Raw genomic sequence first — 23,656 nt, forward strand, 5'->3', positions numbered from 1 at the left:
GAAAGGCCTTTCCGGGACGTTGTGGACCAATGGCGCTTAACCGCGTATACATCGGATCTGTCGCCGCCGCGACCGACGTTCTGGGAGGACTGGACATGCGCTTGTCCAACGCGCGATGGCGCGCGGCGGTAACGCTCGTCATCGCACTGGCAGCAAGCGGCACAACCCCCGTGGCATCAGCGCAAATCGACGTGTGGCCGAAGGCTGTCGTGCAGCTGTCGAACGGCGTTCCCACCCTGTCGGTGACCCGTGGCGGCACCACCGTGCTCGAGCCGAGCCCACTGGGCGTGGTGACGGAAAGAGCGGATCTTTCCAGCGGACTGACGCTCACCGACCGTTCCGAACGCCGCGTGGTCGAGCACTACACCGCGTCATCGGGCAAGCAGCGGCAGCGCACGGTGACGCACAAAGAAGAGCGGTACTCGTTATCCGGAGCGGCCCGGCTGGATCTCGTCGTGCGCACGGCGCGGGACGGCGTGGCGTACCGGTACGAGCTGCCGGCCGGACTGGGGAACGTGCTGCGCGAGACGTCGGCGTTCGTGGTGCCTTCTTCTTCGACGGCGTGGATAGCCAAGTACCGGCGTGACTACGAAAACCCGTTCGTGGAAACCAATGCGGCCGCCGCCGAGACCGCGGAGTACCAGCACCCGGCCCTGTTCGAGACGAACGGCGTGTACGCGCTGCTCACCGAGTCCGCTGTGGACGGTCGCCACTCGGGTGCCCGCCTGGTGCACACCGCGGGTTCCGGCACCTATTCGATCAAGTACTGGGACGAGAAGGTGCTCGTCGACGGCCCGTGGCAGTCACCGTGGCGCACGGCCGTCGTCGGGTCTCTGGCGGACGTGTCGTCGTCGACGCTCGTGGACGACCTGGCACCCCGTTCCCAGGTGCGCGACACGTCGTGGATCAAGCCGGGCAAGGTGTTCTGGAGCTGGCTCGCCGGTGGCCGCGAGGCGGGTCAGAGCATCGCCCTGCAGAAGCAGTACGTGGACTACGCGGCGGCGCACGGCTGGCCGTACGCGCTGGTCGACGCCGGCTGGTACTTCGACCCGAACTGGGACTACGACCCGACGTGGGAGCAGACCTCGTGGATCCCGTCCCTTGTGTCGTACGCGCGCGCTCGTGGCGTGAAGATCCATCTGTGGATTCACTACGACGAGCTCGACACGCCCGCTGAGAGCGCTGCCCGCCTGGCGTTGTTCGAGAAGTGGGGCATCGCGGGCCTGAAGATCGACTTCATGGACTCCGACGGCCAGGACCGCTACCGCTGGTACGACCGGATTCTCGCGGAGACCGCCGCCCACAAGTTGTTGGTCAACTTCCACGGCTCGACGATCCCGCACGGCATTCACCGCACGTGGCCGCACGTCATGACGATGGAAGCCGTGCACGGCGGCGAGAAGTCCTCAGGTCTCACCGGAACCCACCTGACTTCTTTGCCGTTCACGCGCGGTGTCGTCGGTGGCATGGACTACACGCCGTTGGCCTGGCACCGGCCGTCACGCACCACGTCCGACGCGCACGAGCTGGCGCTGACCGTGATCTACGAGTCGGGTCTCGCCAATCTGGCCGGACGTCCAGAGGACTACGCGGCACGTCCCGCCGCCGAGCGGTTCATCGACCAGGTGCCGACGGCCTGGGACGAGACTCGACTGCTGTCCGGTCGTCCCGCCGATCACTCGGTGTTCGCACGGCGGTCCGGTGATCGGTGGTTCATCGGCGGTGGCTACTCCGGTGCCGCACGCACGGTTTCGGTGCCGTTCTCGCTGCCTTCCGGGCGTTGGCTCGTGGAGATCACGCGGGACGGTCCCTCCGGTCTCGTCCGCGAGTCACGGACCGTGCGTTCCGGAGATGTCCTGACATTGGACGTGGCAGCCAACGGCGGTTTCGCCGCCATCGCCTGCCGCGCGGGGGCGCGCACGTGCGAGCGGCCGGTGTCAGGGGTGCCTTCGACGTCGGTCTCGGCTTCTGCTCGCGGCTTCACCGTGACCGGGTTGTTCACCACCCGTGAGGACGTGCGTGATGTCGTGCTGGCTCCGCGCGTACCCGCCGGGTGGTCGGTCCAGGGTGGCGCGGTCTCGGCCCATGCCGTGCGTCCAGGCCAGGCGCTGTCGGGCACGTGGACGGTGGTGCCGCCCGCGCAGCCGTCGTCCTACGGCTACTTCGACATCCCGGTCGTGGCGTCGTTCAACCGTGGCGTGGAAGCCGAGAAGACCGCTCGTGTGCACCTGGTCCGTCCTCTTTCCGATGGTTGGTCATATGTGACGGACCGGCCGTGGGTGTCCGCGACAGGTGGTGACGGCCCGGTCGAGAAGGACATCAGCAACGGCAGCACCGCTGCCGGTGACGGCCGTGGCATCGCCCTCCGCCGCACGACCTATGGCAAGGGCCTCGGCACCCACGCGTCGTCCGAGATCACCTACGCCCTGGACGCCCGCTGCACCGGCTTCGCCGCGTCGGTCGGCGTGGACGACGAGGCCGGTCTGGACGTGGCCAGGCAACGTGCGGGCGGTACGGTGTCGTTCCAGGTGCTCGGCGACGGCGTGGTCCTGGCCGACACCGGGGTGCTCGGAGTGCGCACCCCGGCCCGCGACCTGGCCGTGGACGTGACCGGCGTGAGGACTCTCACGCTGCGAGTTCTCGACGGCGGCGACGGCACGCAGAACGACCACGCTTCCTGGGCGGACGCGAGGATTCGCTGTTCCTGACGGGTTCCCGCAGTAATCGGGGTGAGGTTTCCCCACCCCGATTTCTGCGGTTCACCCCACTGTCCTCTCCGCACGCTCTCCGTAACTTGGACCCCATGAACCTGGTCGACTGGGTCACCGACCTGATGCAGACAGCCGGCGCACCCGGAGCGGCCCTGGCCATCGCACTGGAGAACCTGTTCCCGCCGCTGCCCAGCGAGGTCTTCCTGCCCCTGGCCGGTTTCGCCGCCGCACAGGGCAAGATGTCGCTGCTCGACGCGATCCTCTGGACCACCTTCGGCTCCGTCGCGGGCGCTCTGCTGCTCTACCGGGTCGGCGCGCTGCTGGGCCGCGACCGCGTCCGGCGCATCGCGACGCGCGTGCCGCTGGTGCGGGTGTCCGATGTGGACAAGACCGAGGCCTGGTTCCTGCGCAACGGCAACCGCGCGGTGTTCTTCGGCCGGATGATCCCGTTCTTCCGCAGCCTGATCTCGATCCCGGCGGGCATCGAGCGGATGCGGATGGGCCCGTTCCTCGCCTACACCGCGGCGGGCAGCCTCCTGTGGAACACGGCCCTGATCCTCGCGGGCTACCTGCTGGGCGACAACTGGCACCTCGTGGAGGACTACGTGGGCCTCGCCTCGAAGGTCGTGCTGGGCCTGGCGGTCGTCGCCGTGGTGGTCTTCGTGGTGTCCCGGCTCGCGAAGAAGCGCGCTACTTCGCGGTCATGAGCACGCCGTCGAGGTAGCTCACCAGCTCACGCACGGCACTGCGCCCAGCCCGGTTGGCCCCGATCGTGCTGGCCGACGGCCCGTACCCCACGAGGTGAATGCGGGGATCGCTCACCACACGAGTCCCGTCGACCTGGATGCCGCCACCCGCCGACCGCAGGTGCAACGGAGCCAGATGGTCGAGGTCGTGCCGGAACCCGGTCGCCCACAGGATCACGTCGGCGTCGAACCGCTCCCCCGACGCCCACTCGACCCCGGAAGGAGTGATGCGCTCGAACATCGGCTTGCGGTCCAGCACCCCGGCCGCGATCGCGGCCCGCGTCTGGTCGTTCAACGCCAGGCCCGTCACGCTCACCACGCTGCGCGGCATGAGTCCCTTGCGGACGCGTTCGTCGACCATGCCGACGACCCGGCGGCCGTAGTCCTCGGTGAACGGACCTTCCCGCCACACCGGCTCGTGCCGCGTGACCCACCGCGTCTCCGAAGCGAAAGGAGCGAGCTCCATGAGCTGCTGCGTCGCGGACGCACCACCACCGACGACCACGACGCGCTTGCCCGCGAACTCCTCGGGCCCCTGGTAGTCGGCGGTGTGCAGCTGGCGGCCCCGGAACGTCTCCTGGCCGGGGTAGTACGGCCAGAACGGGCGCCGCCACGTGCCGGTCGCGTTGATCAGGCCGCGGGTCGTCCAGACGCCGTCGGAGGTCTCGACCTTCAGCAGCGAGCCGTCGTTCACCACCTGCGTGACGTTCACCGGGCGGATCACCGGCAGGTCGAAGAGCTGTTCGTAACGTTGGAAGTACGACGGGATCGCGAGGTTCGCGGGCTCGTCCGGCGCGGGCCGCTCGAACGGCATGCCGGGGAGTTCGTGGATGCCGTGCACGGTCCGCATCCGCAGCGAGGGCCAGCGGTGCAGCCAGGCGCCGCCGGCAGCGTCGTTCGCGTCGAGCACCACGTGGTCGACGTTGCGCCGACGCAGGAAGTACGAGGCGGACAGGCCCGCCTGCCCCGCGCCGATCACCACCACATCCGTCACATCATGGTCAACCGAAAGCGTGCGCTGGTTCTTCTCAGGTGTGACCCACGGATCATTCCCGCTAACGTCCAAGATCGTGCATCTGCTGCTGGCGATGGCCTTGCTCGCGACGCCCGTTCCGACCACAACAGTCTCGTACGCCGTGTACGACCGGATCACGCACACGCTCACCGGAAGGGACGTGCACAAGCCGATCAGATCAGCCTCGCTGGTGAAGATCCTCATCGCCATCGAGCAGCTGGAGACGCGCGGCGACGATCCACGCATCGAGCCGATGTTGCGCGCGAGCGACGACTACTCGGCGAGCGAGCTGTGGGTGGAGAACGGCTGGGAGCAGGTCGTCGTCCGCACTGCCGAACGCCTCGGCCTCAAGGACACGCGGCCGCCGGAGAGGCGCGGCATGTGGGGCTACACCGCGGTGAGCGCCTACGACGTCGTGAAGATCTACCGGTACGTGCTCGAGGACGCGAAGCCGAAGGTCCGCCGCACGATCATGGGGCACCTGCACCGGGCGGAGAAGTGCGCTTCCGACGGCTTCGACCAGTCGTTCGGGCTGCCGTCGGCCACCTGGCGGCCGGCGTTCAAGCAGGGCTGGTCGGGGTTCGGCGACCCCACGAAGCCGTGCGTCGACCAGCCGCGCCCGCGCGTGCAGTGGGACCTCGACCTCAAGTCGCCCGCCATGCACACGTCGGGGACGTGCCTGTTCAGCATCGTCGCGGTGCTGACCCTGCACCCCGAGGGCACCACGTACGAGCAGGCGGCGAAACGAGTTACCCGCGTCACGGAAGAAGTCACCAAGCATCGGTGTTGATCGATGCATGAGCCGACTGAGTGAGATCCCGCTGTCCGTTCTCGACCTCGCCCCGATCACGTCGGGATCGGACGCGACGACCGCGCTGCGGAACTCCCGCGAACTCGCTCGGCAGGCCGAACGGCTCGGCTACCACCGCTACTGGTTCGCAGAGCACCACAACATGCCCGGCATCGCGTCCTCCGCGCCCGCCGTGCTGATCGGGCACATCGCCGACGCCACGTCGACGATCCGCGTCGGCTCTGGTGGCGTGATGCTGCCCAACCACGCTCCGCTCGTGGTCGCGGAGCAGTTCGGCATGCTCGAAGCCCTGCACCCCGGCCGCATCGACCTCGGCATCGGCCGCGCGCCCGGCACCGACCAGAAGACCGCACGGGCGTTGCGGCGCACCGAGGCCGGGCTGTCCGCGGAGAACTTCCCGCAGGAGCTGACCGAGCTCATCAAGTACTTCGAGGGCACCGCCGAGCTCAACGCCGTGCCCGCCGCGGGCAACAAGCCGCCGATCTGGCTGCTCGGCTCGTCCGGCTACAGCGCGCAGGCCGCCGGTCTGCTGGGCCTGCCGTTCGCCTTCGCCCACCACTTCAGCGCGCAGAACACGTTGCCGGCGCTGGAGCTGTACCGGCGGCACTTCCGTCCGTCCGAGGTGCTGTCCGAGCCGTACGCGATGGTCTGCGCCTCGGTGGTCGTCGCCGACACCGACGAGCACGCCCGGTTCATCGCCGGTCCGGGTGCGCTGTCGTTCGTGCGGCTGCGTCAGGGCCGCCCCGCACCGCTCGCCACGCCGGAGGAGGCCGCGGCCTACCCGTACACCGAGATCGACCAGCTGGTGGTGGAAGACCGCATGTCCACCCAGATCATCGGCTCCCCCGAAACGGTCCGCGCCGGACTCGACGAGTTGATGGAGTCGACGGCCGCCGACGAGCTCATGGTGACGACCATCGTGCACGGGCACGAAGACCGCCTTCGTTCGTTCGAATTGCTCAGCGAGATGGCCGAACGGACGCCTTCGATGGGCCGTTCAGCCGCACATACGTGAGTCGGCCAGGCGTGAGCTTCACGTTTCGTACGACTGCCGCTGCTCTGAACGGGTGATAAACGGCTCCGCTTGTAGCGCCAGACACACCCTGCGCGATGATCGGTGTGAGCGCGCACGCCCCCCGACGCGCTCCCTAGCTTCACCAAGCGGTCGGCGTGGGGCAGGCGCACTCTGTGGCGCCGCCCACGCCGCCCATCACGAGACGGCCACGGCCCGGCACCAGGTCCGCTTCAAGGCCCTCTTTCGGTCCCCGCCACCCCTTCGGCACCGTCACAGTTGACGGGAGTCGTTCACACCCACCGCCGGGGTGGGAAAGGGGAGTTCGTGAAGTTCGCCAACTCGGCCGCGGGCCTGTGCCTGTTGCTGGCCGTGGCGGGATGTGCGGGCCCCAGCGTCGCCGTCACCCCGGACGAGAACCTGACAGTCGAACAGCGAGCCGAGACGCCCAGCGCGTCGGGTGCCGCCGCCTTCGGCACCCAGCGCGTGTGGACCTCCGGTCTCTCCGTCGTGGTGTCCGCACCCCGCTCGCTGACCCCGTCCGCGACGGCCATCCCACCGGCCAGGCGCACCGCGGTGTTCACGATCACCGTCTACAACGGCTCCAAGGCCTCCTACCGCCCCTCCCAGCTGTCCGTGCGCGCCACCGCCGACGGCAACCCGGCCGCCGAGCTCGTCGACTCCGTGCAGGGCCTCAACGGCCTCGCCGCGGCCGTCGCCGAACTGCCGCCGGGCCGTGACACCCAGATCCAGCTGGCGTTCGCCGTCTCCGACCTGCCGGTGCTGATGCAGCTGACGATCCAGCCGGGCGGCCACGGCCAGGACGCGGCCACGGTGTTCGAGGGCCAGGCCTAGGCTCGGGGCATGACCAGTCGTCTCGAACCTGGAGACACCGCGCCCGCGTTCACGCTGCCCGACAGCGAGGGCAAGCCGGTGTCCCTGTCCGACTACCTCGGCAAGTCCGTGGTCGTGTACTTCTACCCGGCCGCCGGCACACCGGGTTGCACCAAGCAGGCGTGCGACTTCCGCGACAGCCTCGCCCAGCTGAACGACCTCGGCTACGCCGTCGTCGGCATCTCCCCCGACAAGCAGGAGAAGCTCGCCAAGTTCCGCGACGCCGAGGGCCTGACCTTCCCGCTGCTCGGCGACCCGGACAAGAAGGTCCTGGTCGAATGGGGCGCGTTCGGCGAAAAGCAGAACTACGGCCGCACCGTCCAGGGCGTCATCCGCTCGACGTTCCTCGTCGGCCCCGACGGCAAGATCGTCAAGGCCATGTACAACGTCCGCGCCACCGGCCACGTCGCAAAGCTGCTGCGCGAACTCCCCGCCTGATCTCGCGGGTCGCCGTCGTTTTCGTTGCGACGGCGACCCCTTCCTGAGGTATGGTCGGGTGGAGGGCGTGCAACAAAGCCGCCCCTGTTCCGGTGAGGGTGATACACCGTGTGTCGCTTGACGGCACCTCGCGGCCCCGACATCCCGTCTGATTTCGTCCTGCGCGTCCACTTCCCCACGCGAGGCGGTTGACCTGGGCTTTAAGCCCCGTCGTCCGTTCGTCTACCAACACGTACGCCCTGCGCTGCGTGCATTTCGTGCTGGGAAAATTCAATGCTCAAGTGGATACTGCTGACCGTCGCCGTAGGCGCGGAAGTTTTCGCAACCCTTTGTCTCAAGTATTCCGACGGCTTCACAAAACCCTGGCCCGTCATGGGTTTGGGCGCAGGCTTCCTCACCGCCCTCTACCTCGAGTCGGTGGTGATCCGCATGGGCCTGCCGGTCGCCATCACCTACGCGATCTGGGCGGGCGCCGGCATCGCCCTGGTGGCCCTGTCGAGCCGCGTTCTCTTCGCCGACCCTCTCAATCTCGCGATGCTGGCGGGCATGGCTTTGATCGCGGCAGGCGTCTGCGTTGTGTCCGTTGCGTCCCATGCGCAGGCGTCCACCGTCTAACCTCGTTTGGGTGCACTTCGAGATCGCCGCCGTCTCCAAGCTGGGCCAGTCGGTGGCGATGCGCGCCGCCACCGAGTGGCTGGCAAGCCACACCGACGAACGAACGCTGTCGCTGGCCGACCTCGCAGCTCGGCAACTGTCGAAGCCCACCCAACGGGCCAAGCTCGACACGCTGATCCAGCACATCGGCCACCAGGTGACCGAACAGCTGGAGCCTGTCCTCGAGCGCTTCCCCGAAGACGAGATCGCCGCCTCCTTGGCCGCCGTCGAGGTGGCTTTGGAGTCCGTTGACCTGTCCGACTCGGCCCTGCTGGCGGACGACGCCGACCCCGAAGTCCTGGCCCAGCGCATCCGCCGCTCACTGCCACGCGCAGACCTCGGCCGGTGCTACGACATCGCGCTCGACCAGTCATGCCGCTTCCTGGTGCAGATCATCAGGCACCTGCCGTCGTTCCAGCCGCGAGCCCTGGCCGAGGTGCTGTCCCGCGCCACCGCCCAGACGGCGTTGCTCGAGGACGTCCTGGCGCGGCTCCCCCGCACTTCGTTATATGCACCGCAGGGCACCGACAACGACGACGAGTTCCGCGACGAGTACCTCCGCTACATCGCCAGGACCTACGACCGCCTGGAACTGCTCGGCCTCTCCATGAAGAACCGCCCACGACTGGCACTGAGCGTCGCTTACCTCAGCCTCACCGTGTCCGGGGAGAAACGAGAGCATCGTGAGTGGTTCGGCGGGCTCGAGCGGGCGGAGCACTCCGGAGTGCGCGTGGAGTCGGCGTTGGCCAGCCGTACTTTCGTGCGAGGCGAAGCGGGATCAGGCAAGACGACCTTGCTGGACTGGCTCGCGATCACGGCAGCGCGCGGCGGCTTCGTGGGCAACCTGCACACCTGGAACGGGCTGATCCCCTTCCCCTTGCGGCTTCGCGCCCACGCCGACTCACCACTACCGGCCAGGCCGGAGGAACTCGTCACCGGGCTACTCCGCGGGATCATGCCGGCCGGGTGGGTGCACCGCGTCATGAAGGCGGGCAAGGGGCTGCTCCTCGTGGACGGCGTTGACGAGGTGCCGCCCGCGAAACGCCACGGCGTGCGCGAGTGGCTGCGCGAGCTGATGAGCGCTTTCCCCGAAGCAAAGGTCGTGGTGACCGCGCGCCCGGCAGCCGCCGACGCGAAGTGGTTGGCAGAACTGGACTTCAGCTCGGTGGTGCTGGAGCAGATGAGTCCGACCGACGTGAAGGTGTTCCTCCAGCGTTGGCATGAAGCGGCTGGGGCGACCGAAGAAACGCAACGACGGCTGATGAGCCAGCTCGACAGCCGTGAACACCTCCGTTCCCTGGCCTCGTCGCCGCTGCTCTGCGCGATGTTGTGCGCGCTCAACCTCGGGCGAGTCTCGGAGCTGCCGCAGAACCGCATGGAGCTTTATGCCGCGGCGCTCACCATGTTGCTCGACCTGCGCGATGCCGAACGCGGCATCGCCCGCATTCTCACGACGTCGGACAAAACGGTGCTGCTGCGAGATCTGGCCTGGCGGCTCACCCTCGGCGGCCGCAGCCAGCTGCCGACCACGAAAGTCCGCGAACACATCGCGCGCAAGGTCCGCTGCATGCCGAACGTGGACCGGGTATCGGACGAGATCGTCACGCACCTGCTCGAACGCAGCGGTGTCGTCCGTGAGCCCGTCCCCGGCCAAGTCGACTTCGTGCACCGGACGTTCCAGGAGTACCTGGCGGGCGAAGAGGCGATGCAGGACGGCCAGATCGAGACGCTGATCTCTCACGCCCACCTGGACTCCTGGCTGCAAACCATCGTTCTCGCCTGCGGCCACGGACAGCGAACCCAGGTGAGCGAGCTGTTGACCGAAGTGCTCGACCGAGCCGAACGCGAACCACGGCACGCCAGACGGCTGCGGCTGCTGGCCGGGGCATGCATGGAAACCGTCCGAGATCTTGATACCGCAGTCCACGACAGGATTGATCAAGTCATCAAGACCCAACTGGTGCCACCTCGCAGCACCCGGGAGACCGCATCGCTCGCCACTATCGGCCACCGCATCCTGAAGTATCTCCCCCGAACCCTGGCGGCGCTGTCGGAACCCGTTGCACGTGCGACAGTGCGCAGCGCGGCGCTGGCGGGATCCTCCGAGGCAATGGAGTTGCTCGCCCGCTACGCCAAGGACGATCGCTGGTGGGTGCAAGAGGAGATTGCCAGAGCCTGGGCGCATTTCGACCCGCAGCGCTATGCGGAGGACGTACTGGCGGACGCGCCACTGTCCGGAGGCGAGATCTTCGTCAGCGCCACCCGCATGCTCCCGCACCTGGGTGCTCTACGGCACCGAACCTCGGTGGAGCTGTGGCTGCCAGATCACGAACCGAAGCGTGACCTGACCTTCGCCACCGAGATCGACGACCTTCGCTACCTGAGAACGTACGTGGTGGGGCACGCGGATCTCAGCCCGCTGAGCAGCTGCGACCACCTGGAGGTGCTCTTCCTCTACGGTGCCGAGCGATACCTGGGCACGGACCAGTTGCCCCACACCTTGACCTATCTCGGTCTCTACCAATCCGAGCTGTGGCACGACATCGGCTTCATGCGGGACCGCCCCTTCCTCGACGTGGAGCTCAGCCAGGTCGCGGACGACTGCGACCTCGGCACCCTGGCCGAGATGCCCGGACTTCACACGTTCAGCTGCCGCAACTGGAAGAGCTACGGCCCGCTCGCCGGACTCCCGAACGTGCAGAGGCTTCGAATCACTGATGGGCAGGCACCGATCGATCTCAGTGGCCTGCCGGCACTACCCGATGTCGGCATCGTCATCCTGCGCAGTGCCTACGTGATCGACCTGCGAGCGTTGGCCGGGAGGTCCGTGCGGCTCGACCTGTCCAGGAGACAGCGTCACCTCGGGCTCGACGAACTCGGGCCCGGCGTGACGATCAACTGGGCCAGTTAGACCAGTTTGCGCAGGTGCGGGACCAAGAGCTTCAGGGCGCGGCCGCGGTGCGACTCCGCGTCCTTCTGCTCGGCGGTCATCTCCGCCGACGTGATGTCGTAACCGTCCGGCAGGAAGATCGGGTCGTAGCCGAACCCGTTGGTACCGCGCCGCTCCCGCAGCAGCGTCCCCCGCCACTCGCCACGCACGACGACCTCTTCGCCACCGGGCACGACCATCGCCACGACCGACACGAACGCCGCACCACGACGCTCGTCCGGCACGTCACCGAGCTGTCCCAAGACAAGATCGAGGTTGGCCTCGTCGTCACCATGACGACCCGACCACCGGGCGGACAGCACACCCGGCATGCCGTTCAGCTCATCAACAGCAAGGCCCGAGTCGTCCGCAACGGACACCAGACCCGTGGCCGCAGCGGCGTCACGGGCCTTCGCCAGCGCGTTGCCCTCGAAATCGGGCGCGGTCTCGGGCGCCTCGGGAAACTCAGGCACATCCGACAGCGACAGCACCTCGATGCCGTCCAACCCCTCCGAGACCACAATCCGCTGCAACTCACGCAGCTTCTTGGCGTTGCGCGAAGCCAGCAACAGCTTCATCGCTTGCTCGCCTTGGGCTCAGGCAGCACACCGGGGTAGGGCTCGGCCAGAGCAGCCGCCTGGATGCGGTTCAGCTCAGCGCAGCCCAAAAGCGCCACGTCCAGCATTCGGTCCAAAGTGGACCGGGCGAACGTCGCACCCTCACCGGTGCCCTGCACCTCGATCAACGTCCCGGCATCGGTGGCGACGACGTTCATGTCGACCTCCGCGCGCGAGTCCTCCTCGTAAGGCAGGTCCAGCCGAACGCGACCGTCCACGACACCGACGGACACAGCGGACACCGCGCAGGACAGCGGCGAAGGATCAGCCAGGCGGCCCGCGGCACCCAGGTACGTCACGGCGTCGGCCAGGGCCACGTAGGCGCCGGTGATCGCCGCGGTGCGGGTGCCGCCGTCTGCCTGGATGACGTCGCAGTCGATGACGATGGTGTTCTCGCCGAGGGCTGCCAGGTCGATGCAGGCCCGGAGGGAGCGGCCGATCAGGCGTGAGATCTCGTGGGTGCGGCCGCCGATGCGGCCCTTCACGGACTCGCGGTCGCTGCGGCTGTGCGTGGCGGAGGGGAGCATCGCGTACTCGGCGGTCACCCAGCCGAGGCCCGAGCCCTGGCGCCAGCGGGGGACGCCTTCGGTGACACTCGCGGCGCACAGCACGCGGGTGTTCCCGAACTCGATCAGGACCGAGCCCGCGGGCCAGGTCTGATATCCACGCGTGATCCGGATGTCACGCAACACGTCGTCGTTTCGGCCATCGCTTCGCACCACGGCGCCTACCCTAATGAACCCTGCGGAGCGCCATGGCGTAGGGAGAGACATGCTGACGATCGACGGTATTCCGCTTCACCCGTTGCTCGTGCACGCGGTGGTCGTGCTGCTTCCCCTCGCGGCGCTGAGCTCGGTCGCGATTGCGCTGGTCCCGAGCTGGCGGCGCCGCTACGCGTGGCCGGTTCTCGGGGTCACCCTGGCCGGTGTCGCGGCTGTTCCCGCGGCCAAGCAGGCCGGGGAGGACTTCCAGGCCGCCCTCGAGAGCAGGATCGGGCCGAACCCCGCCATCCAGGCCCACGCCGCGTTGGGCACCACGCTGCTGCCCATCGCGCTCGGGTTCGGGGTCGCGGTGATCGCGCTGCTGGTCGCGGGGCGGCTCGCGGACCGGGAACGCCAGGCGGAGGCACCCACCACGAAGACGTGGCGGGTGATCTCAGTCGTGGTGTCCGTGCTGGTGGTTCTGCTCGCGGTCGGCACCGTCTACCAGACCGTGCGCGCCGGTCACAGCGGTTCGGAGGCGGTCTGGAGCGGCATCGGCAGCTGAAGGGGCGCCGTTGCCGACTGCTTGAGCGTCCGGGTGACCGTGCAGAACTGTTCCACGGCGCGGCGGACGACGGTTTCGAGCGCCTCCGGGTCGTCCACGGCGGACAGGTCGTACGAGAGCGTCACCGGGATGGAGATCACCTCGTTGCCGCTCTCGGACTGCACCGCGTCCGCCGTCGCCGTCAGCTGATCACCGCCGGTGCGGCGCAGGATCAGGGTTTCCGACGTCACCATCGCGCAGCCCGCCGCGGCCGCCACCAGCAGCTCGACCGGGCTGAACGAGCCCTCCTGGCCCTTGCGGCCGATCCGCACGGACGCGCCCCGCCCGTTGGACGCCACGAACTCGTGTTCGCCGACTCTCTCGATCTCGATCATCTGCTCGTCTCCCCCACCTCGTACCGGCCGCCCTGCACGACCAGCTCACACGGCCCGTCGAACGCGGACCGGGCCTCCTCCAGCACGTCCTCACGCGACGTCCACGGCGGCACGTGCGTGATCAGCAACCGCCCGGCCCCCGCCCGCGCGGCCAGATCCCCCGCCTCATGCCCGGACAGGTGCAGGTCTGGCTGCCGGTCCGGTGCGTGCGTCCAGCTCGCCTCGCTCAGCAGCACGTCGACGCCGGAGGCCAGCTTGTCCAGCGCCGCGCAGGACCCGCTGTCGCCGGTGTAGGCGAGCGAGACCCCACCGCACGAGATCCGGAACCCGTAGGCCTCACAAGGGTGTGCGACCACGGCGGAGTCCACAGTGAACGGTCCGATTTGGACCGTGGAGCCCAGGCCGTGGAAGCTGAACACGTCCGAGAAGTCCAGCGACGCGCGCTCGTCGGCATCAGGTGCGTAGGCCGCGACGAAGCGTGAGGGAGCCTCAGCAGGCGCGTAGACGGGCAACGGACCGGAAGGCGGCGTCGGGTGGTATTTCCGCGCCACGTACAGCGAAGACACGTCGACGCAGTGGTCGGGATGCAGGTGCGACAACACCAACGCGTCCATCGCGAACAGCGGGCGTTCTTCCTGGAACCGCGACAACACCCCGTTGCCGAACTCGAGCACCAGCGTGAACCCGTCGGCCTCGAGCAGGTACCCCGACGCCGCCGCGCCGGGTCCGGGAATGCTGCCGGAGCAGCCGAGCACGGTCAGCAGCACGTCAGTCCCATTGTTCGAAGGTGGGCAGGAACCGGGCCGCGAGCTTCGCGAACCGCTCCGGCGGGCCCGTGCACGTGACGCGGTGCACAGCAGGTTCGGAGGCGAACTCGTCGCGCTCGGTCAGCAGCCGCACGACGTCCTTCACGGTCTCCTCCGCGCTCGACACCAGCGTCACGGCGTCACCCATCACGATCTGGATCACGCCGGTCAGCAACGGGTAGTGCGTGCAGCCCAGCACCACGGTGTCGACCTCGGCGCGCTGCAACGGTTCCAGGTACGCCTGCGCCAGCCCGAGCACCTGCCGCCCGGACGTGATGCCGCGCTCGACGAAGTCGACGAACCGGGGACACGCCGCCGCCGTCACGGTGACGTCGCGCGCCGCCTGGAACGCGTCCTGGTAGGCGTGCGAGTTGATCGTGCCGACCGTGGCGATCACGCCGATCCGGTTGTTTCGCGTGGTCATCACCGCACGCCGCACCGCCGGCAGGATCACCTCGACCACCGGCACGTCGTAGCGTTCACGGGCGTCGCGGAAGCACGCGGCGGACGCGGTGTTGCAGGCGATCACGAGCATCTTCGCGCCCTCGTCGACCAGCCGGTCGCAGACTTCCAGCGCGTGCTTGCGCGCCTGCGCGATGGGAAGCGGCCCGTACGGGCCATGAGCCGTGTCGCCGATGTAGTGGATCGACTCGCCGGGCAGCTGGTCCATGATCGCTCGGGCGACCGTCAGGCCGCCGACGCCCGAGTCCATGATCCCGATCGTCACCCCGTGAATGTAGCTGGTGTTGTACTGCGACGGGTGTCACGAGCGACACCCCACGCCGCCAGAACACCACCGATTGCGCCGAACAGGTGGCCTTCCCACGACACACCGGGCTGGCCGGGCAGCACGCCCCACAACGCGGCGCCGTACAACGCGAACACGCCGACCGCGATGAGCAACTGCAGCCAGGAACGCGCGAAGAGCCCGCGCACCAGCAGGAACGCCAGGAACCCGAACACCAGTCCGGACGCGCCGATGTGGCTGCCGGGGCTGCCGAACACCCAGACGCCCAGCGCACTCGTCAGCCAGATGACCGCGGTGATCTGGAAGAACTGCTTCAATCCGCCCGAGGTGGCGAGGAATCCGAGCAGCAGCAACGGAACCGCGTTGCCGGTGAGGTGGCTCCAGTCGCCGTGGATCAGCGGCATCCACAGCAGGTTGTCCCACTGGCTGAAGTCGCGCGGACGCACACCGTCGCCCTCGAGCGAGCCGCCGGTCGCCACGTCGAACGCCTCGACGACGTAGAGCAGGCCGACGAACCCGCCCACCACGAGCAACGACAGCACGGGATGCGGCGGGATGACCCGTTTCGCGAGAGCGGTGCGGTCCACGCTTCCAGAGTACGTGGCCATAAGCTGATCTGGTGTCGATCGAAACAGCGGTGCGCGCATCGGCCCAGCTCGGCGAGGGGCCGACGTGGGACCACGGCAGTTCCACGTTGCTGTGGGTGGACATTCTCTCCTCCGAGGTGCACCGCTACGCACCCGCGCGCGACGACGACGCCGTGCTCGTGCTGCCCCAGCACGTGGGCGCCGCGAAACCGCGCGCCCAGGGCGGCATCGTCTGCAACCTGCGCGACGGCATCGCGGTGATCGACCGCGACGGCACCAAGTCCTGGCTCGTCTACTGGGCCCGCGAGGGCGTGCGCGGCAACGACGCGGGCGTCGACCCGTCGGGCCGCCTGTGGGCCGGCACGATGCGCTACGACCAGGCCGCCGACGAGGGCTGGCTCGCCAGGATCACCGGCGAGGGCGCCGCGAAGGTCATGGTGGACAAGGTGAACACCAGCAACGGCGTCGGCTGGAGCCCCGACGGCACGCTGATGTACTTCATCGACACCCCCACCCGCCGGATCGACGTGTTCGACTTCGACAACGCCGCCGGCACCGTCGGGAACCGTCGGCCGCTCACCCACGTCGGCCACACCGACGGCTGGCCGGACGGGCTGTGCGTCGACGCCGACGGGTGCGTGTGGGTCGCGTTGTGGGGCGGGCACGCCGTGCGCCGCTACACGCCTGCCGGTGAGCTGGACCGGGAGATCGAGCTGCCGGTGGACCAGCCGACGGCGTGCTGCTTCGGCGGTGCGGACTTCACGGATCTCTACGTCACGTCGGCGCGCGTCGGGTTGCCGGACCAGGCGTTGATGGATCGGCAGCTCAACGGGTCGGTGCTGGTGCTGCCCGGTGTCGGCGCTGGGCTGCCCGGAACGGCGTTCGCAGGCTGACGCAGGGGTACCCCCGAGCTGGGAACCCCTGCGTTTCAACGTACTCAGCGGGTTCCGAGCCTCACCACGCACGACTCGGCATCACGCGCCGCTGCCCCCTGTGGCGTCTGCAAGTACTACCAACCCAACATCAACAGGCCGGTAACCACACCCAACCTGTTCGGTGCTTGCCGAACAGGTTGGGTGTGGTTACCGGCGATTCGATCAGGAGTTGGTGGTACTTGCAGACGCCTCAAGGCCAACAGGGCGGACACGTGCGACGTGTCCGCCCTGGTCACGAGTAGGTCACTGAATCGGCAGAACCCAACGTGCTCAGCACCCCCCGACAAGATCGTCGAGGTCACGCCCAGAGGTGGCCGTCCAGGCGGGCCGCGGCCTCGTCCAGCGTCCCCGCGTAGGCCCCGGTGGACAGGTACTTCCACCCCGCGTCCGCGACGATGAACACGATGTCCGCGGTCTTGCCCGCGACCTCGGCCTTCTGCGCGACGGCGAGCGCGGCGTGCAGGATCGCGCCCGTCGAGATGCCCGCGAAGATGCCCTCGGTCTCGAGCAGCTGCCGGGTGCGGCGTAACGCGTCGTAGGAGCCGACCGAGTAGCGGCCGGTCAGCACCGACTCGTCGTACAGCTCCGGCACGAAGCCCTCGTCCAGATTCCTGAGCCCGTACACCAGCTCGCCGTACCGCGGTTCGGCGGCGATGATCTGCACGTCCGGCTTGGCCTCGCGCAGGAAACGCCCGACTCCGACCAGCGTGCCCGTCGTGCCGAGACCGGCGACGAAGTGCGTGATGGTAGGCAGGTCGGAAAGGATCTCCGGACCCGTGCCGCGGAAGTGCGCCTCCGCGTTCGCCGGGTTCCCGTACTGGTAGAGCATGACCCAGTCCGGGTTCTGCTTGGCGAGTTCCTTGGCCGTCGCGACGGCCTGGTTCGACCCGCCGGCGGCCGGGGAGAACACGATGCGGGCGCCGTAGGCCTGCAGCAGCTGGCGGCGCTCGGTCGAGGTGTTCTCCGGCATCACGCACACCAGGCCGTAGCCCTTGAGCTTCGCGGCCATCGCCAGCGAGATGCCGGTGTTGCCGGACGTCGGCTCCAGGATCGTGGCGCCGGGACGCAGCACGCCGTCCCGCTCCGCCGCCTCGATCATGGCCAGCGCGGGCCGGTCCTTGATCGAGCCGGTCGGGTTGCGGTCCTCGAGCTTCGCCCAGATGCGCACGTTCTCCGACGGCGACAGGCGCGGCAGGCCCACCAGCGGTGTCCCGCCGAGCGCGTCCAGGAGCGAGTCGTAGCGGGCCATGGGGAGATCAGCCGCCCGCGACGGCCGGGAGGATGGTGACGTTGTCGCCGTCCTTCACCGCGGCCTCGAGGCCACCGGCGAAGCGCACGTCCTCGTCGTTGACGTAGACGTTGACGAAGCGGTGCAGCGCACCTTCCTTGACCAGGCGGGCCTTGAGGCCGCCGTGGTTGTTCTCCAGGTCGTCGATGACCTCGGCGAGCGTGGCGCCGTTGGCGGACACCGACTTCTCGCCCCCGGTGTGGGTGCGCAGGATCGTCGGGATCGACACGGTGACGGCCATGATGGTTCTACCTCCGCAGAAATGTGGCTCAGGACTCGATGATCTTGACGGGTTCCTCGGTCACGACACCGTCGACGATGCGGTACGACCGCAGCTCGTGCTCGATCGGGTCACGCGTGGAGACCAGCACGTAGTGGGCGTCCGGCTCGCCCGCGAACGAGATGTCGGTGCGGGACGGGTAGGCCTCCGTGGCGGTGTGCGAGTGGTAGATGACCACCGGCACCTCGTCGTTGGCGTCCATCTCGCGCCACACCTTGAGCTGTTCCGCGGCGTCGAACCGGTAGAAAGTGGGCGACCTCTCTGCGTTCTCCATCTCGATGAAGCGTTCAGGGCGATCAGACCCGTACGGACCGGCGATCACCCCGCACGCCTCGTCGGGGTGGTCGCGGCGCGCGTGGGCCACCATCGCGTCCACCAGGTCACGGCGAATCACCAGCACGTCATCAATCCTACGGGCTGGCGGGAGTTGTCTCGGTATGCGAGATAACCGTGACAACCTGCGTGTTTTAGCTCCGGCTAATATTAGCGGTGGCTACTACAGTGGCTGTCGTGCACGCGTTCGACATCCTCGGCGACCCGGTGCGCAGGCGGATCCTGGAGCTCCTCGCCACTGGTGAGCGGGCTGCGGGGGACGTCGGCGCGGCGGTGCAGGCCGAGTTCGGGATCACCCAGTCCGCGGTCTCGCAGCACCTGAAAGTGCTGCGTTCGAACGGGTTCGTCCAGGTCAGGCCCGAGGGCAACCGCCGGGTCTACACCGTCGCGCCCGACCCGCTGCGAGAGATCGACGCGTGGCTCGACCACTTCCGGCGGTTCTGGGCACCGGACCCCGACGCGAGGACCTAGCGGCACCGCAGCGCTTTGACCAGGCACCACGCGGCGGCGGCGAGTGCGCCGAGCCGGAGCACGCCGCCACGCCGTTCCTGTTCGGAGAGCGACGCCCACTCGGCGACCTCCACCACCGCGGCCGCCGTGGTGGCGCCGAGGGCCACGCGCAGCAACGCGGTGTTGCGGCCGTGCAGCGGATGACGACGGACGGGCGGCGGCACGAGTTCGGCGACGACACCGGCGGCCTGATCAATCACATCGGTCATACCCGACGGCTACCCAGTCAGAGGTCGCGGAACGCCTTGACCTCGCCCAGCGTCGTCGCCTCTCGCACGCCGGACACCACGGCCTCCGCGAACATCTCGGCAGCGGCCGTACACAGCGCGTCCAACGCGAAGGCACGCGGCTCCGCCAGCGGCACGGCACCGGTGGCCAGCGCGAACACCGTGTCGCCGTCGAACATCGAGTGGGCCGGCCGCACCGCGCGCGCCAGGCCGTCCTGCGCGGCCATCGCGAGCCGCTGACACTCCGCTTTGGACAGTGCCGCGTCCACCGCCACGACACCGATCGTGGTGTTGAGGCCCTCGGGTTTGCGCTCGGGCAGCACGACGGACGACGTTCCGAGCGACGGCAGCCACGGCAGACCCGTCGCACGGTCCACGACCTCGCCGGCGGCGTTCACCACGGCCAGGGCACCGATCTGGTGCGCACCGACGGAAGTGGAGGCGGTACCGATACCGCCCTTCAACGAACCGACGCGCGCACCGGCGCCCGCGCCGACACAGCCGAGCTCAAAAGATTCGGAAGCCGCCTCGCAGGCCGCGTAGCCGAACGACGAATCCGGTCTGTTGCCCCACGACGACATCGGCAGGTCGAAGATCACCGCGCCCGGCACGATCGGCACGACGTGGTGCGGCTGCGGGCCGACGGGAAAGCCGATCGAGCGTTCCGACAGCCACCGCATGACGCCGTCCGCGGCCGCGAGCCCGTAGGCCGAACCGCCCGACAAACACACCGCATGCACCTGTTGCACCAGGTTCGCCGGGTCCAGCAGGTCGGTCTCGCGGGTTCCCGGCGCGCCACCGCGTCCGTCGACGGCGCCGACAGCACCGGAGGGAACCAGCACAACCGTGGTGCCGGTGGCCCAGCCCGGTTCGATCCGGTGGTGATGACCGACCAGAACGCCGGGGATCACTGCGGCCGCCGATGCGCGGGCGATCACGGCATCATCGCCTCGACCAGGGTGTCCTGCACCCAGGTCAGCCAGTGGTAGACGCCGAGATGCGGCGATCTGGGGTCCTCCGGCGGCAGCTCGTCCGGCATGTCCTCGGTGACGTCCAGCGCGGTGCCCAGGGCGAGACGCACGTCGTTCAGCGACGCGAGCCACGCCTCGGCCTCACCGATCGAGAGCCGGATCTCGCCGCCGTCGGGCGAGCAGGTCTGCAGCACGATCTCGGCCGCACCTGTCTTGTGGTCCAGAAGCTCGGGCTCGTGCAACGACCGCAGCGCCGCCGCCGAGTTGACCTCGTCCGGGTCCGGTGCGTCGTCGTCCAAACGATGAAAATCGGGCAGAAGCCTGCCCAGGATCGGATCGTCCGGCGCTTCCGACGGTCCCGTTCTGATGCCGGTGAGCTCCGCGAGCTCGTCCTGCGGCGCCTCCTCGGCGCGCGCCAGCAGCATGTCCTGGATCTGGCTCACCAGACCGCGCACGACCGCGGCCTCCTGGCGGTCGAGCCTGCCGATCACGACGTCACCGTCGCGGATCCACCGCTTCACGAGGCCCGCTGCATGGTCGCCCAGAGGCCTGCCGCGTGGAGCTTCGCCACGTCGGCCTCCACCTTGTCCTTGGTGCCCGATGTCACGATCGCCTTGCCCTTGTGGTGCACGTCGAGCATCAGCTTGGTCGCCTTGTCCCTGCTGAAACCGAACAGCTTCTGGAAGACGTACGTCACGTACGACATGAGGTTGACCGGGTCGTTCCAGACCACGGTCTGCCAAGGCCGGTCCTCCGCGGCGATCTCCTCGCCGATGGCCTCTGGCTGCGTCCGTTCCTGTTCGACGGGCGTGGTCATACCGCCAATGGTGTCATGTTCGCCGCAGTGACGGAGACCGCGTGCGGGTAAACCACCTGCGACCTTAGGGTTGGCGACCATGAACTCGACGGCGTTGCTGACCGACCACTACGAGCTGACCATGCTCGCGGCCGCGCTGCGTGACGGCACCGGTGACCGTCCGTGCGTGTTCGAGGTCTTCGCCCGCAGGCTCCCGGACGGCCGCCGCTACGGCGTCGTCGCCGGGGTGAACCGCCTGCTGGACGCGATCGAGAACTTCCGCTTCGGCGAGGAGGAGATCGACCAGCTGCGCCGCAACGCCGTGGTCGACGACTCGACTCTGGAATGGCTCGCGAACTACCGGTTCTCCGGTGAGATCGACGGCTACCCGGAGGGCGAGCTCTACTTCCCCGGTTCGCCGGTGCTGACGGTCAGGGGCTCGTTCGCCGAGGCGGTCGTGCTGGAGACGCTCGCGCTCTCGATCCTCAACCACGACAGCGCGATCGCGTCCGCCGCCGCCCGCATGGTCACCGCGGCGAACGGCCGCCGCATGATCGAGATGGGGTCGCGCCGCACGCACGAGGAAGCCGCCGTCGCATGTGCCCGTGCGTCTTATTTGGCCGGTTTCACCGCGACGTCGAACCTCGAAGCTGGCCGCCGCCACGGCATTCCGACGGCGGGCACGTGCGCGCACGCGTTCACGTTGCTGCACGACAGTGAGGAAGAGGCGTTCCGCAGCCAGATCGAGGCTTTGGGTGCCGGCACGACGTTGCTCGTCGACACCTACGACATCACCGAGGGAATCAAGTCGGCCGTCGCGGTCGCCGGCCCTGATCTCGGCGCGATCCGGATCGACTCTGGCGACCTCGGTGTGCTGGCCAGGCAGGCACGCGACCAGCTCGACTCGCTGGGCGCGCGCAACACCCGGATCGTCGTCTCCGGCGACCTGGACGAGTACTCGATCGCCGCACTGCGCGCCGAGCCCGTGGACGCCTACGGCGTGGGCACGTCGGTCGTGACCGGTTCCGGCGCTCCGACGGCGGGCATGGTCTACAAGCTCGTCGAGGTCGACGGCAGGCACGTCGAGAAGCGCAGCACGTCCAAGCAGTCGCGCGGTGGCTGGAAGAAGGCGTTGCGGCGCCACAAGGACACCGGTACCGCACTGGAAGAGGTCGTGTTCCAGGCCTCTGCCGAACCGGAGCTCGGCCCGTACGACCGGCTCGTGCAGATCCCGCTGATGCGCGCTGGACAGATCGTGCCCGACGTCCCCACCCTGGAGCAGAGCCGCGAACGTCTGCGCGCGGCGCTGGTGAGCGTGCCGTGGGAAGGCCTCAAGCTCTCCCGCGGCGAGCCCGCGATCCCGACGGTCTACCTGGAGGAGTCCCGATGACCAAGGCGTTGATCGTCGTCGACGTGCAGAACGACTTCTGCGAGGGCGGTTCGCTGGCCGTGGCCGGTGGCGCGGCCGTCGCGGCGGCCATCTCGCGGCACATCGCCTCGTCGTCGTACGACCATGTCGTGGCGACGCGCGACTACCACGTGGATCCGGGCTCGCACTTCGCCGCGGAACCGGACTTCGTGTCGACGTGGCCCGCGCACTGCGTCGCAGGGACGCCCGGTGCGTCGTTCCACCCGGAGCTCGACGTGTCGGCCGTCGAGCAGGTGTTCTCGAAGGGCCGGTTCGCCGCCGCCTACTCGGGTTTCGAGGCGGAGAACGACCTCGCGGGATGGCTCGCGGACAAGGGCGTGACCGAGGTGGACGTCGTCGGCATCGCGACCGACCACTGCGTCCGCGCGACGGCCCTGGACGCCCGGCGCAACGGCTTCCACACGACGGTCCTCGTCGACCTCACGGCGGCTGTCGCGGAGAACACCCGCGACGCCGCCCTGACCGAGCTGCGCGCCGCGGGTGTCGCTGTGGTCTAAGGCGTCGGTGTGCAGGCCGTCGTGCCGACGGTGATGCTTCCGGTGTGGCCGGACGGCGGCTCGAACGTGATCTTCAGCAACGTCATGCTGAGGCTGCCGTCGTTCGGCACGGGGAACACCGTGTCGGTGAACTTGGCCTTGGCGAGCACGGTTCCGTTGCTCGCCTTGATCTCGTGCACGTAGCCGGACGGGATCTGCTGCGGCAGCCCGGTCCAGCCGGACATGCCCTTGAGCTCCCAGCCCGCGGACGTGCCCTCCTGCGTGGCCTCGCAGGTGATCTTCCACTCGCCGATCTTGAGCCGCGGCCCCGTGGCTCCGACGAGCGTGGACAGCTCGAACCCCTTGCCGGTGGCCACGGAACGCGTCTTGGTGATGAACTCGTCCGGGTTCACGACCTCGGTCGTGCACGTCGACGACGTCTCACCGATCTTGAGCCCGTTCCTGCTCACGGCGGGGCTGGCCCCGGTGACGGTGCCCGCCTGGTCCGGGTTCACGTCGCACACGGCGAGCGGCTCGACCTTGAACGTCTGGTCCGCCTTGGCGAAGTCGGCGGAACCGGCGGACGCGGAGCCGGGCGGGTTGCTCGCGAGCGCGGGGGACGCGCTCGCCACGGCCACGGCGATCACGGCTCCCGCGATCAAACTCTTGTGCACTGTTCGCCTTCTCCCCTTGGCTCTGTTGTTTCCGCCCGATGATGGTTGTGTTTCACGATTCTGAAAGCAGCTCAACACCCCATGTCACCCGTTCGTGAATTCGCAATTACACGACCGAGTGATAGGCGA

At 68.6% G+C, this 23,656-nt stretch carries 28 protein-coding genes; 13 read left to right on the forward strand and 15 right to left on the reverse strand.

From position 1 onward, the window contains the following. The first annotated feature begins 170 nt into the window (after nt 1-170). Complete coding sequence (locus JOD27_RS22920) at nt 171-2,708, forward strand: NPCBM/NEW2 domain-containing protein (RefSeq protein WP_204764303.1); 2,538 nt, start codon at nt 171-173, stop codon at nt 2,706-2,708. Nucleotides 2,709-2,803: 95 nt separating this feature from the next. Next, nucleotides 2,804-3,418, forward strand: a complete 615-nt coding sequence (locus JOD27_RS22925; RefSeq protein WP_204764304.1) for a DedA family protein — start codon at nt 2,804-2,806, stop codon at nt 3,416-3,418. On the opposite strand, the gene JOD27_RS22930 is transcribed toward JOD27_RS22925, so the two are convergent. Then, nucleotides 3,402-4,451: an NAD(P)-binding domain-containing protein gene (locus JOD27_RS22930; RefSeq protein ID WP_307830277.1), complete on the reverse strand. Its 1,050-nt coding sequence runs from the start codon at nt 4,449-4,451 to the stop codon at nt 3,402-3,404. The two genes, JOD27_RS22925 and JOD27_RS22930, sit on opposite strands and share 17 nt — an antisense overlap. 76 nt (nt 4,452-4,527) lie before the next feature. Between JOD27_RS22930 and JOD27_RS22935 the strand changes: the two genes are divergently transcribed. The 6 genes from JOD27_RS22935 (at nt 4,528) to JOD27_RS22960 (ending at nt 11,192) form a co-directional block, all read left to right on the forward strand. Then, nucleotides 4,528-5,262, forward strand: a complete 735-nt coding sequence (locus JOD27_RS22935; protein ID WP_307830278.1) for a hypothetical protein — start codon at nt 4,528-4,530, stop codon at nt 5,260-5,262. Between the two features lie 7 nt (nt 5,263-5,269). Beyond that, a complete protein-coding gene (locus JOD27_RS22940) occupies nt 5,270-6,298 on the forward strand; it encodes an LLM class flavin-dependent oxidoreductase (protein WP_204764307.1) in 1,029 nt (342 codons plus the stop codon). A 324-nt stretch (nt 6,299-6,622) separates the two neighbouring features. Next, nucleotides 6,623-7,150 carry a hypothetical protein gene (locus tag JOD27_RS22945; RefSeq protein WP_204764308.1) on the forward strand — a complete coding sequence of 176 codons (528 nt, stop codon included), beginning with the start codon at nt 6,623-6,625 and terminating at the stop codon, nt 7,148-7,150. A gap of 9 nt (nt 7,151-7,159) precedes the next feature. Beyond that, nucleotides 7,160-7,627 carry a thioredoxin-dependent thiol peroxidase gene (gene bcp, locus JOD27_RS22950; RefSeq protein WP_204764309.1) on the forward strand — a complete coding sequence of 156 codons (468 nt, stop codon included), beginning with the start codon at nt 7,160-7,162 and terminating at the stop codon, nt 7,625-7,627. Between the two features lie 273 nt (nt 7,628-7,900). Next, nucleotides 7,901-8,242 (forward strand): DMT family transporter, encoded by a 342-nt coding sequence (locus JOD27_RS22955; RefSeq protein ID WP_204764310.1) that lies wholly within the window; start codon nt 7,901-7,903, stop codon nt 8,240-8,242. 10 nt (nt 8,243-8,252) lie between these two features. Continuing rightward, entirely contained in the window at nt 8,253-11,192 is a 2,940-nt protein-coding gene (locus tag JOD27_RS22960) for an NACHT domain-containing protein (protein WP_307830279.1), read from the forward strand. On the opposite strand, the gene rdgB is transcribed toward JOD27_RS22960, so the two are convergent. Beyond that, complete coding sequence (rdgB, locus tag JOD27_RS22965; protein WP_204764312.1) at nt 11,189-11,788, reverse strand: RdgB/HAM1 family non-canonical purine NTP pyrophosphatase; 600 nt, start codon at nt 11,786-11,788, stop codon at nt 11,189-11,191. The two genes, JOD27_RS22960 and rdgB, sit on opposite strands and share 4 nt — an antisense overlap. Further along, nucleotides 11,785-12,549, reverse strand: a complete 765-nt coding sequence (gene rph / locus JOD27_RS22970) for a ribonuclease PH (protein WP_204764313.1) — start codon at nt 12,547-12,549, stop codon at nt 11,785-11,787. The genes rdgB and rph overlap by 4 nt, the downstream gene beginning before the upstream one ends. Nucleotides 12,550-12,598: 49 nt before the next feature. On the opposite strand from rph, the gene JOD27_RS22975 reads away from it, so the two are divergent. Beyond that, a complete protein-coding gene (locus JOD27_RS22975; RefSeq protein WP_239568279.1) occupies nt 12,599-13,093 on the forward strand; it encodes a DUF2231 domain-containing protein in 495 nt (164 codons plus the stop codon). On the opposite strand, the gene JOD27_RS22980 is transcribed toward JOD27_RS22975, so the two are convergent. The 4 genes from JOD27_RS22980 to JOD27_RS22995 are packed head-to-tail and all read right to left on the reverse strand — an operon-like array spanning nt 13,051 to nt 15,608. Next, nucleotides 13,051-13,467: an OsmC family protein gene (locus JOD27_RS22980; protein WP_204764315.1), complete on the reverse strand. Its 417-nt coding sequence runs from the start codon at nt 13,465-13,467 to the stop codon at nt 13,051-13,053. The two genes, JOD27_RS22975 and JOD27_RS22980, sit on opposite strands and share 43 nt — an antisense overlap. Continuing rightward, the gene (locus tag JOD27_RS22985; RefSeq protein ID WP_204764316.1) at nt 13,464-14,234 is read right to left on the reverse strand and encodes an MBL fold metallo-hydrolase; all 771 of its coding nucleotides are present in this window, start codon (nt 14,232-14,234) and stop codon (nt 13,464-13,466) included. Before JOD27_RS22985 ends, JOD27_RS22980 begins: the two co-directional genes overlap by 4 nt. Before the next feature lies 1 nt (nt 14,235). After that, nucleotides 14,236-14,985, reverse strand: coding sequence for a glutamate racemase (murI, locus tag JOD27_RS22990; RefSeq protein ID WP_204764587.1), 750 nt, complete (start codon nt 14,983-14,985; stop codon nt 14,236-14,238). Between the two features lie 11 nt (nt 14,986-14,996). Further along, on the reverse strand, nt 14,997-15,608 hold the full coding sequence (locus JOD27_RS22995) for a rhomboid family intramembrane serine protease (protein WP_307830280.1): 612 nt from the start codon (nt 15,606-15,608) through the stop codon (nt 14,997-14,999). A gap of 32 nt (nt 15,609-15,640) precedes the next feature. Between JOD27_RS22995 and JOD27_RS23000 the strand changes: the two genes are divergently transcribed. After that, entirely contained in the window at nt 15,641-16,501 is an 861-nt protein-coding gene (locus JOD27_RS23000; protein ID WP_204764318.1) for an SMP-30/gluconolactonase/LRE family protein, read from the forward strand. Between the two features lie 340 nt (nt 16,502-16,841). Here the strand turns inward: JOD27_RS23000 and JOD27_RS23005 are convergent, their stop codons facing one another. From JOD27_RS23005 to JOD27_RS23015, 3 genes are read right to left on the reverse strand one after another with little or no spacing between them, the layout of a single operon-like run. Continuing rightward, entirely contained in the window at nt 16,842-17,792 is a 951-nt protein-coding gene (locus tag JOD27_RS23005; RefSeq protein ID WP_204764319.1) for a PLP-dependent cysteine synthase family protein, read from the reverse strand. A gap of 7 nt (nt 17,793-17,799) precedes the next feature. Next, nucleotides 17,800-18,072, reverse strand: a complete 273-nt coding sequence (locus JOD27_RS23010; RefSeq protein ID WP_189253099.1) for a MoaD/ThiS family protein — start codon at nt 18,070-18,072, stop codon at nt 17,800-17,802. 28 nt (nt 18,073-18,100) lie between these two features. Beyond that, complete coding sequence (locus JOD27_RS23015; protein WP_307830281.1) at nt 18,101-18,511, reverse strand: M67 family metallopeptidase; 411 nt, start codon at nt 18,509-18,511, stop codon at nt 18,101-18,103. Nucleotides 18,512-18,621: 110 nt separating this feature from the next. Between JOD27_RS23015 and JOD27_RS23020 the strand changes: the two genes are divergently transcribed. Next, a complete protein-coding gene (locus JOD27_RS23020) occupies nt 18,622-18,915 on the forward strand; it encodes an ArsR/SmtB family transcription factor (protein ID WP_204764320.1) in 294 nt (97 codons plus the stop codon). Here JOD27_RS23020 and JOD27_RS23025 read toward each other — a convergent pair. The 4 genes from JOD27_RS23025 to clpS are packed head-to-tail and all read right to left on the reverse strand — an operon-like array spanning nt 18,912 to nt 20,969. Next, nucleotides 18,912-19,163 carry a hypothetical protein gene (locus tag JOD27_RS23025; RefSeq protein WP_204764321.1) on the reverse strand — a complete coding sequence of 84 codons (252 nt, stop codon included), beginning with the start codon at nt 19,161-19,163 and terminating at the stop codon, nt 18,912-18,914. The genes JOD27_RS23020 and JOD27_RS23025 overlap by 4 nt on opposite strands. Before the next feature lie 17 nt (nt 19,164-19,180). Next, a complete protein-coding gene (locus tag JOD27_RS23030) occupies nt 19,181-20,119 on the reverse strand; it encodes a P1 family peptidase (protein ID WP_307830282.1) in 939 nt (312 codons plus the stop codon). Continuing rightward, nucleotides 20,116-20,673 carry a DUF2017 domain-containing protein gene (locus tag JOD27_RS23035; RefSeq protein WP_204764322.1) on the reverse strand — a complete coding sequence of 186 codons (558 nt, stop codon included), beginning with the start codon at nt 20,671-20,673 and terminating at the stop codon, nt 20,116-20,118. Before JOD27_RS23035 ends, JOD27_RS23030 begins: the two co-directional genes overlap by 4 nt. Beyond that, a complete protein-coding gene (gene clpS / locus JOD27_RS23040; RefSeq protein ID WP_109640034.1) occupies nt 20,670-20,969 on the reverse strand; it encodes an ATP-dependent Clp protease adapter ClpS in 300 nt (99 codons plus the stop codon). Before clpS ends, JOD27_RS23035 begins: the two co-directional genes overlap by 4 nt. A gap of 79 nt (nt 20,970-21,048) precedes the next feature. Here clpS and JOD27_RS23045 point away from each other — a divergent pair, with 79 nt between their 5' ends. Continuing rightward, on the forward strand, nt 21,049-22,338 hold the full coding sequence (locus tag JOD27_RS23045; protein WP_204764323.1) for a nicotinate phosphoribosyltransferase: 1,290 nt from the start codon (nt 21,049-21,051) through the stop codon (nt 22,336-22,338). Then, nucleotides 22,335-22,874 carry an isochorismatase family protein gene (locus JOD27_RS23050; RefSeq protein ID WP_204764324.1) on the forward strand — a complete coding sequence of 180 codons (540 nt, stop codon included), beginning with the start codon at nt 22,335-22,337 and terminating at the stop codon, nt 22,872-22,874. Before JOD27_RS23045 ends, JOD27_RS23050 begins: the two co-directional genes overlap by 4 nt. On the opposite strand, the gene JOD27_RS45145 is transcribed toward JOD27_RS23050, so the two are convergent. After that, the gene (locus JOD27_RS45145) at nt 22,871-23,527 is read right to left on the reverse strand and encodes a hypothetical protein (RefSeq protein WP_239568282.1); all 657 of its coding nucleotides are present in this window, start codon (nt 23,525-23,527) and stop codon (nt 22,871-22,873) included. The two genes, JOD27_RS23050 and JOD27_RS45145, sit on opposite strands and share 4 nt — an antisense overlap. Nucleotides 23,528-23,656 lie beyond the last annotated feature (129 nt).

The sequence above is a fragment of the Lentzea nigeriaca genome (assembly GCF_016907955.1).
Lineage (GTDB): Bacteria > Actinomycetota > Actinomycetes > Mycobacteriales > Pseudonocardiaceae > Lentzea > Lentzea nigeriaca.